The organism is Pseudomonas sp. S37 (assembly GCF_016658545.1).
GTDB lineage: Bacteria > Pseudomonadota > Gammaproteobacteria > Pseudomonadales > Pseudomonadaceae > Aquipseudomonas.
On the sequence record NZ_JACVZC010000005.1, the window covers coordinates 19,232 to 34,017 of the forward strand.

11 protein-coding genes are annotated in these 14,786 nt (G+C 64.3%); 5 read left to right on the plus strand and 6 right to left on the minus strand.

Annotation, left to right across the window (positions count from 1 at the left end):
- Nucleotides 1–7: 7 nt before the first annotated feature.
- Together IAE39_RS03315 and IAE39_RS03320 are read left to right on the plus strand one after the other, a co-directional pair.
- Nucleotides 8–1,270, plus strand: a complete 1,263-nt coding sequence (locus IAE39_RS03315; RefSeq protein WP_201199387.1) for an OprD family porin — start codon at nucleotides 8–10, stop codon at nucleotides 1,268–1,270.
- 1 nt (nucleotide 1,271) lies between these two features.
- Nucleotides 1,272–2,870, plus strand: a complete 1,599-nt coding sequence (locus tag IAE39_RS03320) for an MFS transporter (protein ID WP_201199389.1) — start codon at nucleotides 1,272–1,274, stop codon at nucleotides 2,868–2,870.
- Between the two features lie 147 nt (nucleotides 2,871–3,017).
- Here the strand turns inward: IAE39_RS03320 and IAE39_RS03325 are convergent, their stop codons facing one another.
- The 4 genes from IAE39_RS03325 to ycaC form a co-directional block, all read right to left on the minus strand.
- A complete protein-coding gene (locus tag IAE39_RS03325; protein WP_201199570.1) occupies nucleotides 3,018–4,859 on the minus strand; it encodes an amidohydrolase in 1,842 nt (613 codons plus the stop codon).
- A 378-nt stretch (nucleotides 4,860–5,237) separates the two neighbouring features.
- A complete protein-coding gene (locus IAE39_RS03330) occupies nucleotides 5,238–6,056 on the minus strand; it encodes an alpha/beta fold hydrolase (RefSeq protein ID WP_201199390.1) in 819 nt (272 codons plus the stop codon).
- A gap of 39 nt (nucleotides 6,057–6,095) precedes the next feature.
- Nucleotides 6,096–6,662: an antibiotic biosynthesis monooxygenase gene (locus IAE39_RS03335; RefSeq protein WP_201199392.1), complete on the minus strand. Its 567-nt coding sequence runs from the start codon at nucleotides 6,660–6,662 to the stop codon at nucleotides 6,096–6,098.
- 117 nt (nucleotides 6,663–6,779) lie between these two features.
- The gene (gene ycaC / locus IAE39_RS03340) at nucleotides 6,780–7,409 is read right to left on the minus strand and encodes an isochorismate family cysteine hydrolase YcaC (RefSeq protein ID WP_201199394.1); all 630 of its coding nucleotides are present in this window, start codon (nucleotides 7,407–7,409) and stop codon (nucleotides 6,780–6,782) included.
- A gap of 301 nt (nucleotides 7,410–7,710) precedes the next feature.
- Between ycaC and IAE39_RS03345 the strand changes: the two genes are divergently transcribed.
- The gene (locus tag IAE39_RS03345; RefSeq protein ID WP_201199397.1) at nucleotides 7,711–9,138 is read left to right on the plus strand and encodes a mechanosensitive ion channel family protein; all 1,428 of its coding nucleotides are present in this window, start codon (nucleotides 7,711–7,713) and stop codon (nucleotides 9,136–9,138) included.
- Between the two features lie 88 nt (nucleotides 9,139–9,226).
- Here IAE39_RS03345 and amaA read toward each other — a convergent pair whose 3' ends face one another.
- Nucleotides 9,227–10,513 (minus strand): L-pipecolate oxidase, encoded by a 1,287-nt coding sequence (gene amaA / locus IAE39_RS03350; RefSeq protein WP_201199399.1) that lies wholly within the window; start codon nucleotides 10,511–10,513, stop codon nucleotides 9,227–9,229.
- 158 nt (nucleotides 10,514–10,671) lie between these two features.
- Nucleotides 10,672–12,162: an L-piperidine-6-carboxylate dehydrogenase gene (gene amaB / locus IAE39_RS03355; protein ID WP_016712672.1), complete on the minus strand. Its 1,491-nt coding sequence runs from the start codon at nucleotides 12,160–12,162 to the stop codon at nucleotides 10,672–10,674.
- 136 nt (nucleotides 12,163–12,298) lie between these two features.
- Here amaB and IAE39_RS03360 point away from each other — a divergent pair, with 136 nt between their 5' ends.
- Both IAE39_RS03360 and hglS read left to right on the plus strand, forming a co-directional pair.
- The gene (locus tag IAE39_RS03360; protein WP_201199401.1) at nucleotides 12,299–13,189 is read left to right on the plus strand and encodes a LysR family transcriptional regulator; all 891 of its coding nucleotides are present in this window, start codon (nucleotides 12,299–12,301) and stop codon (nucleotides 13,187–13,189) included.
- 186 nt (nucleotides 13,190–13,375) lie between these two features.
- Entirely contained in the window at nucleotides 13,376–14,770 is a 1,395-nt protein-coding gene (hglS, locus tag IAE39_RS03365) for a 2-oxoadipate dioxygenase/decarboxylase HglS (RefSeq protein WP_201199403.1), read from the plus strand.
- Nucleotides 14,771–14,786 lie beyond the last annotated feature (16 nt).

Below are 14,786 nucleotides of genomic sequence, written 5' to 3' on the forward strand. Positions count from 1 at the left end.
GCCCCCCATGATCCGCGCCACTCACGGACCAGGCCGCGCCCTGCTCGCCACCCTTGCCCTGTGCCCGGCCCTCAGCCAGGCCGACGAACCCGGCTGGTCGCTGCTCAGCCGCAACTACTTCCTGCACAGCGACTTCCGCTCGCCCTCCGGAAGCGCCCAGAACTACCGCCAGGAATGGGCCCAGGGTTTCATCGGCGAGGTCCGCTCGGGCTTCACCGAGGGCACTGTCGGGGTCGGCATCGACGCCCATGGCTTTCTCGGCCTCAAGCTCGACGGCGGCCGCGGCCATGCCGGCACCGGCCTGCTGCCACGCGACAGCGATGGCCGCGCCGAGTCCGACTACTCCAGCGCCGGCGCCGCGCTAAAGCTGCGCCTGGGCAACACCCAACTGCACTACGGCGAGATGATGGTGGAAACCCCGGTGTTCGACACCGGCGACAAACGCCTGCACCCGGAATACGCCACCGGCTGGCTTGTCGAAAACACCGACCTGCCCGACTGGCGCCTGCAGGCCGGGCGCTTCACCGCCTTCAACAACCAGGACAACAGCTCGACCCACGACGACTTCAGCGGCTACGGCGCCACCACCCACAACCGCGCCATCAGCCTGGCCGGCGCCACGTTCGCGCCCGCTGGCCCGTTAGGCGGTGCGCTGTATGCCGGGCAACTGCAGGACACCTGGCGCCAGGCCTACCTCAACCTGAACCTGGCCGAAGGCAACTGGCGCCTGGACGGCAACCTGTACAGCACCCGCGACACTGGCAACGCCAGCGCCGGGGCAATCGACACCCTCGCCTACAGCCTGCTGGGAAAATACAGCTTCGGCGCCCAGGCGCTGAGCCTGGCCTACCAGAAGGTGGAGGGCGACACCCCGTTCGACTTCGTCGGTGGCGATTCCATCTACCTGGCCAACTCGATCAAGTACGCCGACTTCAACGGCCCAGGCGAGCGCTCGTGGCAACTGCGCTACGACCTCAACTTCGCCACCCTCGGCGTACCCGGCCTTAGCCTGATGGGCCGTTACGTCAGTGGCCGCGGCATCGATGGCAGCCATGCCCCGGCAGGCGGCGCTTATGTGAACCAGTACGGCAACGGCGGCAAGCACTGGGAGCGCGACATCGACCTGAAGTACGTGGTGCAGTCCGGTGCCGCCAAAGACCTGAGCCTGTCGTTCTCCCACGTCAGCCACCGTGCCAACCAGGCCCAGGCCGGCGATGACATCGACCGCATCTACCTGATCATCGAATACCCACTCAAAGGCAGCTTCTGACATGAGCACATCCCCTTCAGGCGCCTGGAGCCCGTTGCGCAACACCACGTTCCGCATGCTGTGGATCGCCACCATCGCCTCGAATATCGGCACCTGGATGCACGAGGTGGGCGCCGGCTGGCTGATGACCACGCTGTCGGCCAGCCCGCTGCATGTGGCGCTGATCCAGGTGGCCGGTTCGCTGCCGATGTTCTTCCTGGCCCTGCCGGCAGGCGCGGCAGCGGACATCGTCGACAAGCGCCGCTACCTGTTGCTGGTGCAGCTGTGGATGTCGACGGTGGCCGTGGTGCTGGCGGCGCTGACCCTGCTCGGGTTGATGAACGTGACCCTGCTGCTGGTGCTGACCCTGGCGCTGGGCATTGGCACCGCACTGATGATGCCGGCCTGGAGTGCATTGACGCCGGAGCTGGTGGGCAAGCAAGACCTGGCCAACGCGGTGGCCATTTCCAGCGTCGGTATCAACGTGTCGCGCGCTATCGGCCCGGCTTTGGCCGGCGTGGTGGTGAGCCTGGTCGGCCCGTGGCTGACCTTTGCGTTGAACGCCGTGTCATTTGCCGGGGTGATCCTGGTGTTGCTCCTATGGAAACGCGAGGTGAAGGAGCCACTGTTGCCGGCAGAACGCTTTGTCGCGGCCATGCGCACCGGCCTGCGCTTTGCGCGCAGTGCCAAACCCTTGCAGGCTGTGCTGTTGCGGGCCTTGGCGTTCTTCTTCTGCGCCAGCGCCGGTACGTCGTTGCTGCCGTTGATTGTGCGGGGCGAAATGCATGGCACTGCCGCCGATTTCGGCTTGCTGCTGGCGGCGATCGGTATCGGCGCGGTGGCCGGGGCTACCTTGCTGCCGCGCCTGCGTGAACACATCAGCCGCGATCGGTTGGTGATGCTAGCGAGCCTGCTGTATGCCCTGTTCCTGCTGGCCCTGGCACTGGTACGCAACTTCTATGTGCTGTTGCCAGCGATGTTGCTCAGCGGTGCGGCGTGGATTGCCGTGCTGTCCAATTTGCAGGTGGCAGCGCAGACCTCGGTACCGGCCTGGGTAAGGGCGCGGGCGCTGTCGGTATACATCCTGATCTTCTTCGGCGCCATGGCCTGTGGCGGCTTGCTGTGGGGTACGGTTGCAAGCCATGTATCGATTACCGTCAGCCTGTTGTTTGCCGCAGGTGGGCTGGCATTAGGCACCTTGCTGACCTGCAAGGTGACGCTGCCGGAAACCGAGGCTGAAGAGCTGACGCCGTCACTGCACTGGCCGGTGCCGGTGCTGAGCGATGACATGGACAAGGAAAGCGGGCCGGTGATGGTGACCGTGGAGTACCACGTCGACCCGGCCAGGGCCGAGGCATTCCAGCTGGCGGCACGGGAGCTGGAGGCCATGCGCAAGCGCAATGGTGCGTTGTCGTGGGGGCTGATGCGCGACAGTGCAGACCCGGCGGTGTGGCTGGAGTTCTTCTTTGAAGAGTCGTGGCTGGAGCATTTGCGGCATCACCATCGGGTGACCCGCGGGGAGCTGAAGATCGAGGCGCGAGTCAGGATGCTGCAGACCGAGGGCGTCGAGGTGCGGATTCGGCATTTGTTGGCGGGTGGGGAGCATAAGGCTCACCATTGATGTTGGCCTCTCCGGCCCTTTCGCGGGTAAACCCGCTCCTACATGTATCGTGTTCCGATGTAGGAGCGGGTTTACCCGCGAAAGGGCCAGCACTGAAAGAACAAAAAAAGGGGCCAAAAAATGGCCCCTTCTTCACATCAGCTCAGCTTAGAAAGCAAAGCACGAGCAACCCAGTGCCCCCCAGAAGCCCTGGAAGTCATTGACCGGCACACTCGATTTGCGCGCTTTGTCATGGCTGTGCGCATGCACCCCGCACGGCCCCGAGCACTGGTGCACGGCTGCTGCCAGCGACGGTGTGCCCACGCGCCAGTGCCCAGGCACTTTGGCCACAGGCGACCACTCCGGCAGCACTGGCACCTGCGGTGGGCCGAGGCGATCGAACTCGCCGGCACCGTACACAACCTTGCCATCGACAATGGTCAGCACCGACTCGATGCCCTTGATCGCCTCTTCATCAACACTGAAGAAGTCCAGCGACAACGCAGCCAGGTCTGCCAGCTGGCCGACCTTGATCTGGCCCTTCTTGCCCTGCTCGCTGGAGAACCAGGCGCTGCCCTGGGTGAACAGCTGCAGCGCGGTCTCGCGGTCCAGGCCTTCCTTGTACAGCTCCATGCCGCCAACGGTCTTGCCGCTGACCAGCCAGTACAGCGAGGTCCACGGGTTGTAGCTGGACACGCGGGTGGCGTCGGTACCGGCACCTACCGGCACGCCCATGTCGAGCATGCGCTTGATCGGCGGGGTCTGCTCGGCGGCCTTGGCGCCGTAGCGGTCGACGAAGTATTCACCCTGGAAGGCCATGCGGTCCTGAATGGCGATACCGCCGCCCAAGGCGCGCACGCGCTCGATGTTTTCCGGGGTGATGGTTTCGGCGTGGTCGAAGAACCACGGCAGGCCATTGAACGGGATGTCGCGATTGACCTTCTCGAACACGTCGAGCATACGCGTGATCGATTCGTTGTACGTGGCGTGCAGGCGGAACGGCCAGCGTTGTTCGACCAGGTGACGGACCACCGGCTCGAGTTCTTCTTCCATGGTCTGCGGCAGGTCCGGGCGCGGCTCGAGGAAGTCCTCGAAGTCGGCGGCGGAGAACACCAGCATTTCGCCGGCGCCGTTATGCCGCAGGAAGTCGGTGCCGCTGTGCAGTTTGACGCTGGACGTCCACTTCTTGAAGTCGTCCAGCTCTTCCTTGGGCTTCTGGGTGAACAGGTTGTAGGCAATGCGCACGGTCAGCTGGTTGTTGTCGGCCAGCTCCTGGATCACCGAGTAGTCATCGGGGAAGTTCTGGTAGCCGCCGCCGGCGTCGATGGCGCTGGTCAGGCCCAGGCGGTTCAGCTCGCGCATGAACTGGCGGGTGGAGTTGACCTGGTATTCCAGCGGCAGCTTCGGCCCCTTGGCCAGGGTGGCGTAGAGGATCATCGCATTGGGGCGGGCGATCAGCATGCCGGTCGGGTTGCCGAACTTGTCACGCTGGATCTCGCCACCTGGCGGGTTCGGCGTGCTCTTGTCGTAGCCCACGGCCTTGAGCGCAGCGCGGTTGAGCAGCGCGCGGTCGTAGAGGTGCAGCAGGAATACCGGGGTATCCGGTGCGGCCTGGTTGATTTCTTCCAGGGTGGGCATGCGTTTTTCGGCGAACTGGAATTCGTTCCAGCCACCCACTACGCGCACCCACTGTGGGGTTGGCGTGCGTGCGGCCTGGTCCTTGAGCATGCGCAGGGCATCGGCCACCGACGGCACGCCTTCCCAGCGCAGCTCCAGGTTGTAGTTCAGGCCACCACGGATCAGGTGCAGGTGCGAGTCGTTCAGGCCCGGGATAACCGTGCGCTGTTTGAGGTCGATGATTTGCGTGGTGGCGCCCTTGAGGGCCATGGCCTCGGCGTCGCTGCCCACGGCGAGGAAGCGGCCGTCCTTGATGGCGACGGCGGTCGCGGTGGGCTTTTCGCGGTCAACGGTGTGCAGCTTGCCGTTGAACAGAATCAGATCGGCGGTCATGGAACCTCCTTGGGTGGATGCGTGAGCGGAACCGGCCTGGCCGGTGAAAGGCAATGCGGACCAGAGCGCGCCGGCGGCACCGAGGACGGTGCTGGTGGCGAGGAACTGGCGACGGGTCTTGTCGTTGCGGTCCTGGGACATAGGGTTCTCCGTCTCTGGGTGCGGCGGCGGCAGGCGCGACTGCGGAGCATGCCGGTTGACATGGGGTCAGGGCTTGGATGGATGTGCGGTGGGTTGAAGAAGGTTAGCCCTGATCGGGTTTTGTGTTGCCTGGGCTGGCCTCTTCGCGGGTGAACCCGCTCCCACAGGGACACCACAGGCCTGGAAGATCGTGGTATCCCTGTGGGAGCGGGTTTACCCGCGAAGAGGCCAGCACAGTTACTGCTGAAGGAACGCCAGCAAGTCCTGATTCAGCTGCTGCGCATGGGTCACTGCAAACCCATGCGGCGCCCCGGCATACACCTTCAGCTCAGCCCCACGAATCAGCTCCGCCGCCTGTTTGCCGGTGGTCTCGAAGGGCACGATCTGGTCGTCATCGCCATGAATCACCAACGTCGGCACAACGATCCTGGCCATGTCCGGACGGAAGTCGGTTTCGGAGAACGCCGTCACACAATCCAGGGTGCCCTTGATCGACGCCATCAGCGCAATGTTCAAGGTCTGCGTCTGCACGCCCTGGGACACCTGCTGCCCATGGTTGATGCCATAGAACGGCGCGGCGAAATCGGCGATGAACTGCGCACGGTCGGCACGCAAGCCTTCGCGGATACCTTCGAACACCGACGGGTCGACACCCTCAGGGTTGTCGTCACGCTTGCCGAACACCGGCGTCACTGCGCCCAGCAGCACCAGCCTGGCGACCCGCTCGCTGCCGTGGCGGGCGATGTAGCGGCTGACATCGCCGCCGCCCATCGAGAAGCCCACCAGGGTCACGTCGCGCAGGTCGAGGTGCTCGATCAGCTGGGCGATGTCATCGGCGAAGGTGTCGTAGTCGTAGCCGCTCCACGGCTGGCTCGACCGGCCGAAGCCACGGCGGTCGAAGGCGATGGTGCGGTAGCCGCGGCTGGCCAGGAACTCCATCTGCGAGTCCCACATGTCGGCATCCAGCGGCCAGCCGTGGCTGAACAGCACGGGCTTGCCGCTGCCCCAGTCCTTGAAATAGATCGAAGTGCCATCGCGGGTAACGAACGTGCTCATAACGGTATCTCCTTGAAAGTGTCCAGGTGAAGGCGTGGCTCAACCGCGTAGCCAGTTGGCGCAGCGGCGGGTTACCCAAGGCATGATGTAGAACACCACGGGCAGGATGACGAACAGGTTGACGATCAGGTTGCCGGTGATCGGGCCGCCCAGCTGCGGGAAGCGTGCGAACAGCGGCGCCAGCAGTTGCGGAATGACCATGGTCATCGGGCAGATCACCAGGTAGGTCAGCAGCGCCTGCTTCCAGCGTGGCGGTTGCGCGGCGTTGGTGCTTGGCGGGGTGAACCAGAACTCCGGGTCGTCGTGCACCTGGGTGTGGTCACCGCCTTCCAGTAGCGGCAGTACTTCATTGACCAGCGCCTGGCGTTCGGCCGAGTTGACCCAGGCCTGCAGCAGGCTGGCATCGGCGAAGCGCACCACGGTGGTGAAGTGCAGCCCGCCGTCGTCGGGGCGAATGACGTTGACGTCCAGATGCCCCGGCTGGCGGCGCGCGGTGCTGACCGTGCGCTTGAGCCATGCTTCGTACGCGGCCAGCGACGCGGCGCGAACCTTGTGCTGGATGACCAGGGTCACCACGTTGCGGTTGTCTTGGAGTGCGGTGTTCATCGGCGTTCCTTGGGATGAGCTTGCCCGCATCCACTGTGCAACGGCGAACGGGCGGAGGATTGGATAGGTGTGCTGCCCTGGGCGAGCACCGACTGGCGGTGCCCGCGGCGGTTGGGCTTACTTGTTGGCGTTGAAGGCGTTGTAGCTGGTCATCAGGTTGCGGTAGTCCGGGATGTGGTTGGAGCACAGCGCGGCCAGGCCTTCGATGTCGTTGCGCCAGTCGCGGTGCAGCTCACAGGCCACGCCGAACCAGGTCATCAGCTGTGCGCCGGCACGGCTCATACGGTCATGGGCGGCGTCGCGGGTCATGGCGTTGAAGGTGCCGGAGGCATCGGTGACCACGAACACGTCGAACTCTTCTTCTAGGGCGGCCAGCGCCGGGAAGGCTACGCACACTTCGGTGACCACGCCGGCGATGATCAGTTGCTTCTTGCCGGTGGCCTTTACGGCCTTGACGAAGTCTTCGTTGTCCCAGGCGTTGATCTGGCCTGGGCGGGCGATGTAGGGGGCGTCCGGGAACAGTTCCTTCAGCTCGGGTACCAGCGGGCCGTTGGGGCCTTGTTCGAAGCTGGTGGTGAGGATGGTTGGCAGGTTGAAGAACTTGGCCAGGTCGGCCAGGGCCAGCACGTTGTTCTTGAAGGCGTCAGGCTCGATGTCGCGGACCAGCGACAGCAGGCCAGCCTGGTGGTCGACCAGCAGTACGGCGGCGTCGTCTTTGTTCAGGCGGTTGTATTTGAAATTGGTCATGGGGGTAGCTCCTAAGGGTTTTGATTTTCAGTAATTTGGGTGTTTCGCGTTGATGGGAGAAGATTAAAACCATCACCTTTGGAGCGGTAGATAGTGGTTTTTGGCTTTAGCGTTCTGTTTTAGGAACGATGGTTTTATGTGGGCTGTACCGGCCCTTTCGCGGCTAAAGCCGCTCCTACAACGACCGCGTAACGCTGTGGGAGCGGGCGAGCCCGCGAAAGGGCCAGTACAGGCCCCATTGCCTGCAACGGCAACCTGCTCTATTACTACCCACAGCCCTCCCCTCACACCCGAGACCATCATGCTGGCGTTCATCCAGTCGTCCCCGTTGTTGCTCGGTACCACCCTGATCCTGCTCGACCTCGTAATCTGGCAGTTGATCCCCCTCCAGCACCGGGCCTGGCGCATCGGTACCCGGCTGGTGCTTTTCCTGTTGTTCAGCTCGGTACTGGTGGCCGCCGGCATGAGCCCGCTGCAACCGCCACCCTGGCCCGACGATGTTTCGCGCAACCTGATGGCCACGGTGCTGGCCATCGGTTGGTGGCTGTTCGGCGCGCGCACGGTCACCGTGGTGTTCGGCCTGTTGCTGGTGGCCCGGGGCAGCCATGGCGGGCGCCTGCTGCAAGATGTGCTGGGCGCGCTGATATTCCTGGTCGCCGTGGTCGCTGCCGCAGGCTATGTGCTGCAACTGCCGGTGAAGGGCTTGCTGGCCACCTCCGGGGTGATGGCCATCGTCATCGGCCTGGCGTTGCAGAGCACGCTGGCCGACGTGTTCAGCGGCATCATCCTGAACACCACGCGGCCGTACCAGATTGGCGATTCGATCTCGATCGACGGCACCGAAGGCAAGGTGCTGGAAATCGACTGGCGCGCCACCCGCCTGCTCACGGGTACGGGTAGCCTGGCGGTGATCCCCAACTCGGTGGCGGCCAAGGCGCGGCTGCTCAACCACAGCCGCCCGGCCGATGTACACGGGGTGTCGATCAGCGTGGTGGTACCGGCCAAGGTGCGCCCCAAGCGGGTGTTCGATGCGCTGGAAAAGGCCTTGCAGGGCACCAGCGCGATCCTTGCCTCACCTGGGCCCAAGGTTTCGGTGAAGGCCTCGACGCTGGATTCGGTGGAGTACGAGGCCAGCGGCTTCATTGCCGACATGGGCGGCAAGACTGCCGCGCGCAACCAGTTGTTCGACCTGGCGCACCGGCACCTGGAGGCCAGCGGGGTAATGTGGAACATCGACCTGGCCATGCCGCCACGCAGCCGCCAGCGCGAGGTGCTGGACGAAGTGCGGGTGTTCCGCTCGTTGAGCGCCGAGGAGCGCGATGCGCTCAGCCAGCGCATGACCACCGTGGAGTACCTGGCGGATCAGGTGATTCTGGAGGTGGGCGAGCATTCCGACCATCTGCTGGTGATTGGCAGCGGTGTGGTGTCGGCGTCGGTGCGTGATGGCGACAAGCTGCTGGAAGCCGGGCGCATGGGGCCGGGTGAGGTGCTGGGGATCGAGGGGATCATTGATGAAGACGATTCGTTTGCCGAGTTCCGCACGCTGACCAGTTGCGTGCTGTACCGGATCGACAAGGAGCAGGTGAAAAGTTGCCTGGTGCAGCGTGGCGATGTGCAGACGGCGCTGAGCAAGTTGCAGCGGTTCCGGCGCCAGAGCCGGGAGTCGTTGTTGCTGCAGAAACCGACCCTGATCAAGAAGGGTGGCTTCCTTAGCTGGTTGCACAAGTAAGCCTGTGCCGGCCCTTTCGCGGGTAAACCCGCTCCTACAAGGACCGCGATCGTTGTAGGAGCGGGTTCACCCGCGAAGAGGCCAGTTGCTACAACACAACCCGCAAGCACTGCCCCGCGTGGTAAAGCGAGAACCCGGACTCGTAGAACGCGGTACGCAACGAAGGCGCACTCACGCCGTTCATCGGCGAGAACGGTATCGGCAGGCTATCAGCCTCGCCCTTCAGCAGGAACTCGGCAAACGCCCGGCCAATCACGGTACCGGTGGTATTGCCCCGCCCGTTATACCCGGTCACCGCCACCAGCCCCGGTGCCGGCTCGAACAGGCGCATCAGGTGGTCAGGGGTGAAGTCGATGCAGCCGGTCCAGTGCATTTCCCACTCGACCTTGCCCAGCTCCGGGTAGTAATGGCTCTGGATGCGGTCGGCCCAGCTGCGCACGAACCAGGCGGGCTTGTTGTCGACCCGGCCCAAGCTGCCAAGCAGCAGGCGGCCCTGGTCGTCGCGGCGGATGCTGCTGAGCACGGTGCGGGTGTCCCACGAACCTTGGCCATGTGGCAACACCTTGTCCGCCGCAGCGCCCTGCAGCGGCTTGGACGCCACCTGGTAGTAGTAACCACGGAAGAACTGCTTCTGCAGGTTGCTCCAGTCGCCTTCGGTGTAGGCACCCGTGGAAATCACCACCTTGTCGGCGCGCACCGAGCCCCGTGCTGTTTTCACACGCCAGGCGTCGCCATCACGTTCCAGGCCTTCGACCGAAGACTGCTGGAACAGCTTGCCACCCAGGCGTACCACGGCAGCTGCCAGGCCCTGGGTGTAGCCCATCGGGTTGATGGTGCCGGCGCGGCGGTCGAGCAGCGCGGCGGAAATCTTGTTGGTACCGCAGTATTCCTGGCACTGCGCGCCGGTCAGCAGCTCCACGTCGGCACCGCGGCGGCGCCATTGTTCGTGGCGGGCCTCGAGGTCGGCGATGCCGGTGGCGTTGTGCGCCATGTGCAGCGTACCTTTGTGCTGAGCCTGGCAGTCGATGCCCAGGCGCTCGATCATGGCGAACACTTCGCCCGGGGCTTCGCCGAGTACCTTGTTCAGGCGGCTGCCCTGCTTCTGGCCGAGGGTGGCCTCGACATCGTCGGGGCGGATCCAGGTGCCGGCGTTGACCAGGCCGACGTTGCGCCCGGAGCCACCGTGGCCGATCTTCCAGGCCTCCAGCAGGATCACCGACTTGCCCTGTTCGAGCAGGTGGATGGCCGCCGACAGGCCAGTAATGCCGCCACCGATCACGCAGACATCGGCCTTGTGCTCACCGGCCAGGGCCTGGGCGGCCACGCTCGGTTTGCTGACGAATTCCCACAAGCATTCTTGACGCAGTTCGGACATGGCCCGGCTCCAGCTATTTGTTCTTGTTGGGGCTGCGTTGCAGCCCATTCGCGGGTGAACCCGCTCCTACAAGGACCGCGCAGGCGATGGAGATCCCTGTAGGAGCGGGTTCACCCGCGAACCGGGGGCCACGCCCCCGGCCATGCAGCACCTACTTATCAGTCAAACACGATACCCTGCGCCAGCGGCAGCTCACGCGAGTAGTTCACGGTGTTGGTCTGGCGACGCATGTAGCCTTTCCAGGCATCCGAACCGGACTCACGGCCACCGCCCGTTTCTTTCTCGCCACCAAACGCACCACCAATCTCGGCGCCGCTGGTGCCGATGTTGACGTTGGCGATGCCGCAGTCGCTACCCGAGGCGCTCTGGAAGCGCTCGGCTTCACGGATGTCGGTGGTGAAGATGCACGACGACAGGCCTTGTGGCACTTCGTTGTTCAGGCGCAGGGCCTCTTCGAAGTCGTCGTAGGCCAGCACGTACAGGATCGGGGCGAAGGTTTCGTGGCGCACCACGTCGCTTTGCGCCGGCATTTCGGCAATGGCTGGCGACACGTAGTAGGCGTTCGGGTACTGGTCGGCCAGCTGACGCTCGCCACCAAACACCTGGCCACCTTCGTCGCGGGCCTTGGCCAGCGCACCCTGCATGGCGTCGAACGACAGCTTGTCGATCAGCGGGCCAACCAGGTTGTCCTTGCGCGGGTCGCCGATGCGCACTTTGCCGTAGGCAGCTTTGACGCGGGCAACCACTTCGTCCTTGATCGAACGGTGCACGATCAGGCGGCGCAGGGTGGTGCAACGCTGGCCGGCGGTGCCGACAGCGGAGAACAGGATGCCGCGCACGGCCAGGTCCAGGTCTGCGCTCGGTGCCAGGATCATGGCGTTGTTGCCGCCAAGTTCCAGGATGCTGCGGCCGAAGCGGGCAGCCACACGTGGGCCGACTTCGCGACCCATGCGGGTGCTGCCGGTGGCGCTGACCAGTGGTACGCGCGGGTCGTCGACCATGGCTTCGCCGGCTTCACGGCCGCCGATGACCAGTTGTGCCAGGCCAGCCGGGGCGTCGCCGAAGGCTTTCAGGGCTTTTTCGAACAGCGCCTGGCAAGCCAGGGCGGTCAGCGGGGTTTTCTCGGACGGCTTCCACACCACCGAGTTACCGGCCACCAGGGCCAGGGCGGTGTTCCAGGCCCACACGGCAACCGGGAAGTTGAAGGCGCTGATCACGCCGACCACACCCAGCGGGTGCCAGGTTTCACGCATGTGGTGGCCAGGGCGTTCGGAGGCAATGGTCAGGCCGTACAGCTGACGCGACAGGCCAACGGCGAAGTCGCAGATGTCGATCATTTCCTGCACTTCGCCCAGGCCTTCTTGGGTGATCTTGCCGGCTTCGATCGAAACCAGCTCGCCGAGGTCGGCCTTGTGCTCACGCAGCACTTCGCCGAACAGGCGCACCAGCTCGCCACGGCGTGGGGCTGGCACAGTGCGCCAGGCTTCGAAGGCGCTCTGGGCCTGATCGATGCGGGCGATGGTCTCGGCTTTGCCGAGCAGTTTCACCGAGGCGATCTGGCTGCCGTCGATCGGCGTGTGAACAGGGTAGTCGCCCTGGGTGTAAGCCTCGGCGGCAACGCCAAGGCGCTCGAGCAATCCAGCAACCATTTGTGCATCTCCTACATCGGGTGATGGGGTGGAAAAATGATGTGGATCAGTATTAATCCGATCACATAGGTACAACAAACGACCTTTATTCCGCATATCATTCCGTCAGGTAATGATTCGAGCCGCAGAGACCGCTATGTCCAAACGCCTGGTGCCTTCCATGACCGCCCTGCAGTGCTTTGAAGCTGCAGCCCGCCATTTGAGCTTTACCCGTGCCGCCGAAGAACTGCACCTGACCCAGAGCGCGGTCAGCAAACAGGTAGCGCAGCTGGAAGACATGCTGCGCCACCACCTGTTCCTGCGCATTCGCCGGCGCCTGCAGCTAACCCCGGCCGGCAGCCTGTACCTGGCCGAGGTGAACAAGATCCTTACCCAGGTGGACATGTCCAGCCGCTACGTACTCACCTACGGCGAGCAGACCGAGATATTGAAAGTAGCCACTCAACCGAGTTTTGGTGTGCGCTGGTTGATCCCGCACCTCAAGGGCTTTGGCAAACGGCACAGCAATATCCACCTGGATATCCGCAACGAGATGGAACCGTTCGCCCTGCTGCAGGGTTCGGCCGACGTGGTGTTCTTCTATGGCCAGGGCACCTGGCCGGGGGCTACCTGCGTGGAGCTGTTCCGCGAAGAGGTGGTACCGGTGTGCGCGCCGGAGCTGCTGGGCGGGCGTGAGCTGGGCGGGGCCGAGGAGCTGGCCGAGCTGGTGCTGCTGCAGAGTACGTCGCGGCCGGAGGCCTGGCATGAGTGGTTCCTGGAGCAGGACCTGCAGAGCGTCAGCGCCTACCACGGGCCGCGCTTCGATACGTTCTATATGGCGTTGAGCGCGGCGCAGGCCGGGTGCGGGGTGGCATTGGTGCCGCGTTACCTGGCAGCGAAGGAACTGGCCGAGGGTAGCCTGGTGGTGCCGTGGAACCATGCGATGCGCAGTACCGGGGCGCATTACCTGGCGTATGCCGAACATGCGGCGGAGGTGCCCAAGGTGAGGGCGTTGGTGGAATGGATTCGCGAGCAGTTGCAGGTTTGAGGGCCTCTTCGCGGGTGAACCCGCTCCCACAAAGGCGTTGCGCGGCCACTGTGGGAGCGGGTTCACCCGCGAAAGGGCCCTACAGGTCGATCAAAAAAGGAATGACACACTCACTTTTTTTCGCTTGTGAGCCAAGTGCATTCCCAGCTTTCATGTAAGCGTCCGAACCTAACCAGGAAGCTAGCGATGCCCGCCCATGATTTCGTCAGCCCAGACAGCATCCGCGCGCAGTTCTCTGCCGCCATGTCGCTCATGTACAAACAGGAAGTGCCGCTGTACGGCACGCTGCTGGAGCTGGTGAGCGAAATCAACCAGCAGGTCATGGCCCAGCAACCCAAGGTTGCCGAGGCCCTGCGCTGGACCGGCGAAATCGAGCGCCTGGACCACGAGCGCCACGGTGCGATCCGCGTCGGCACTGCCGAGGAACTGGCCACCATCGCCCGCCTGTTCGCAGTGATGGGCATGCAGCCGGTCGGCTACTACGACCTCAGCTCTGCCGGGGTGCCGGTGCACTCCACCGCTTTCCGCGCGGTGCACGAGCAATCGCTGCACATCAGCCCGTTCCGGGTGTTCACCTCGCTGCTGCGCCTGGAACTGATCGACAACCTGCAACTGCGCGAGCTGGCCCAAGGCATTCTGGCCAAGCGCCAGATCTTCACCGCCCGCGCCCTCGAACTGATCGCCCAGTGCGAGCGCGATGGCGGCCTGAACGCCGCAGATGCCGAAGCGTTCGTGCAGGAGGCGCTGCACACCTTCCGCTGGCACCATGACGCTACCGTCACGGCCGAGCAGTACCAGCAGTTGCACGACCAGCACCGCCTGATTGCCGATGTGGTGGCCTTCAAGGGTCCGCACATCAACCATCTGACGCCGCGTACCCTGGACATCGATGCGATCCAGGTCGGCATGCCGGCCAAGGGCATCCCGCCGAAAGCCGTGGTCGAAGGCCCACCCACCCGCCGCCACCCGATACTGCTGCGTCAGACCAGCTTCAAGGCCTTGCAGGAAAAAGTCGCGTTCAGCGACCAGCAAGGCAGCGAAGGCAGCCACACTGCGCGCTTTGGCGAGATTGAACAGCGGGGTGCGGCGCTGACGCCCAAAGGCCGCCAGCTGTACGACAAACTGCTCGACGCCACCCGTGCTGCCTTGGGCGGTGCGCCGGCCGAGGCCAACGCCGAGCGCTACATGGCGCTGCTGAAGGACAGCTTTGCCGAATTCCCGGACGACCTCGCGCAGATGCGTGAGCAGGGCTTGGCGTATTTCCGCTACTTCGCTACCGAGAAAGGCCTGGCTGCGCGGGATCAGGACGGCCGCCCGACTACCCTGGAAGGCTTGATCGAGGCAGGCCATGTGCACTTCGAGGCGCTGGTGTACGAGGACTTCCTGCCGGTGAGTGCGGCGGGGATCTTCCAGTCCAACCTGGGTGACGATGCGCAGGCGGAGTACGGCAGCAATGCCAACCGCGATGCCTTTGAGGCGGCGTTGGGGCTGCAGGTGCAGGATGAGCTGGCGCTGTATGCGCAAAGCGAGCGCCGCTCGTTGCAGGCATGTGCGCAGGCGTTGAACCTGGGCTCGATGTAAGGCTGGATATCGCCGG

Excerpts from the sequence above, each read along its gene's own strand:
- IAE39_RS03315 (WP_201199387.1), top strand. The coding sequence starts at position 8 with ATGATCCGCGCCACTCACGGACCAGGCCGCGCCCTGCTCGCCACCCTT.
- IAE39_RS03320 (WP_201199389.1), top strand. The coding sequence starts at position 1,272 with ATGAGCACATCCCCTTCAGGCGCCTGGAGCCCGTTGCGCAACACCACG.
- IAE39_RS03325 (WP_201199570.1), bottom strand. The coding sequence starts at position 4,859 with ATGACCGCCGATCTGATTCTGTTCAACGGCAAGCTGCACACCGTTGAC.
- IAE39_RS03330 (WP_201199390.1), bottom strand. The coding sequence starts at position 6,056 with ATGAGCACGTTCGTTACCCGCGATGGCACTTCGATCTATTTCAAGGAC.
- IAE39_RS03335 (WP_201199392.1), bottom strand. The coding sequence starts at position 6,662 with ATGAACACCGCACTCCAAGACAACCGCAACGTGGTGACCCTGGTCATC.
- ycaC (WP_201199394.1), bottom strand. The coding sequence starts at position 7,409 with ATGACCAATTTCAAATACAACCGCCTGAACAAAGACGACGCCGCCGTA.
- IAE39_RS03345 (WP_201199397.1), top strand. The coding sequence starts at position 7,711 with ATGCTGGCGTTCATCCAGTCGTCCCCGTTGTTGCTCGGTACCACCCTG.
- amaA (WP_201199399.1), bottom strand. The coding sequence starts at position 10,513 with ATGTCCGAACTGCGTCAAGAATGCTTGTGGGAATTCGTCAGCAAACCG.
- amaB (WP_016712672.1), bottom strand. The coding sequence starts at position 12,162 with ATGGTTGCTGGATTGCTCGAGCGCCTTGGCGTTGCCGCCGAGGCTTAC.
- IAE39_RS03360 (WP_201199401.1), top strand. The coding sequence starts at position 12,299 with ATGTCCAAACGCCTGGTGCCTTCCATGACCGCCCTGCAGTGCTTTGAA.
- hglS (WP_201199403.1), top strand. The coding sequence starts at position 13,376 with ATGCCCGCCCATGATTTCGTCAGCCCAGACAGCATCCGCGCGCAGTTC.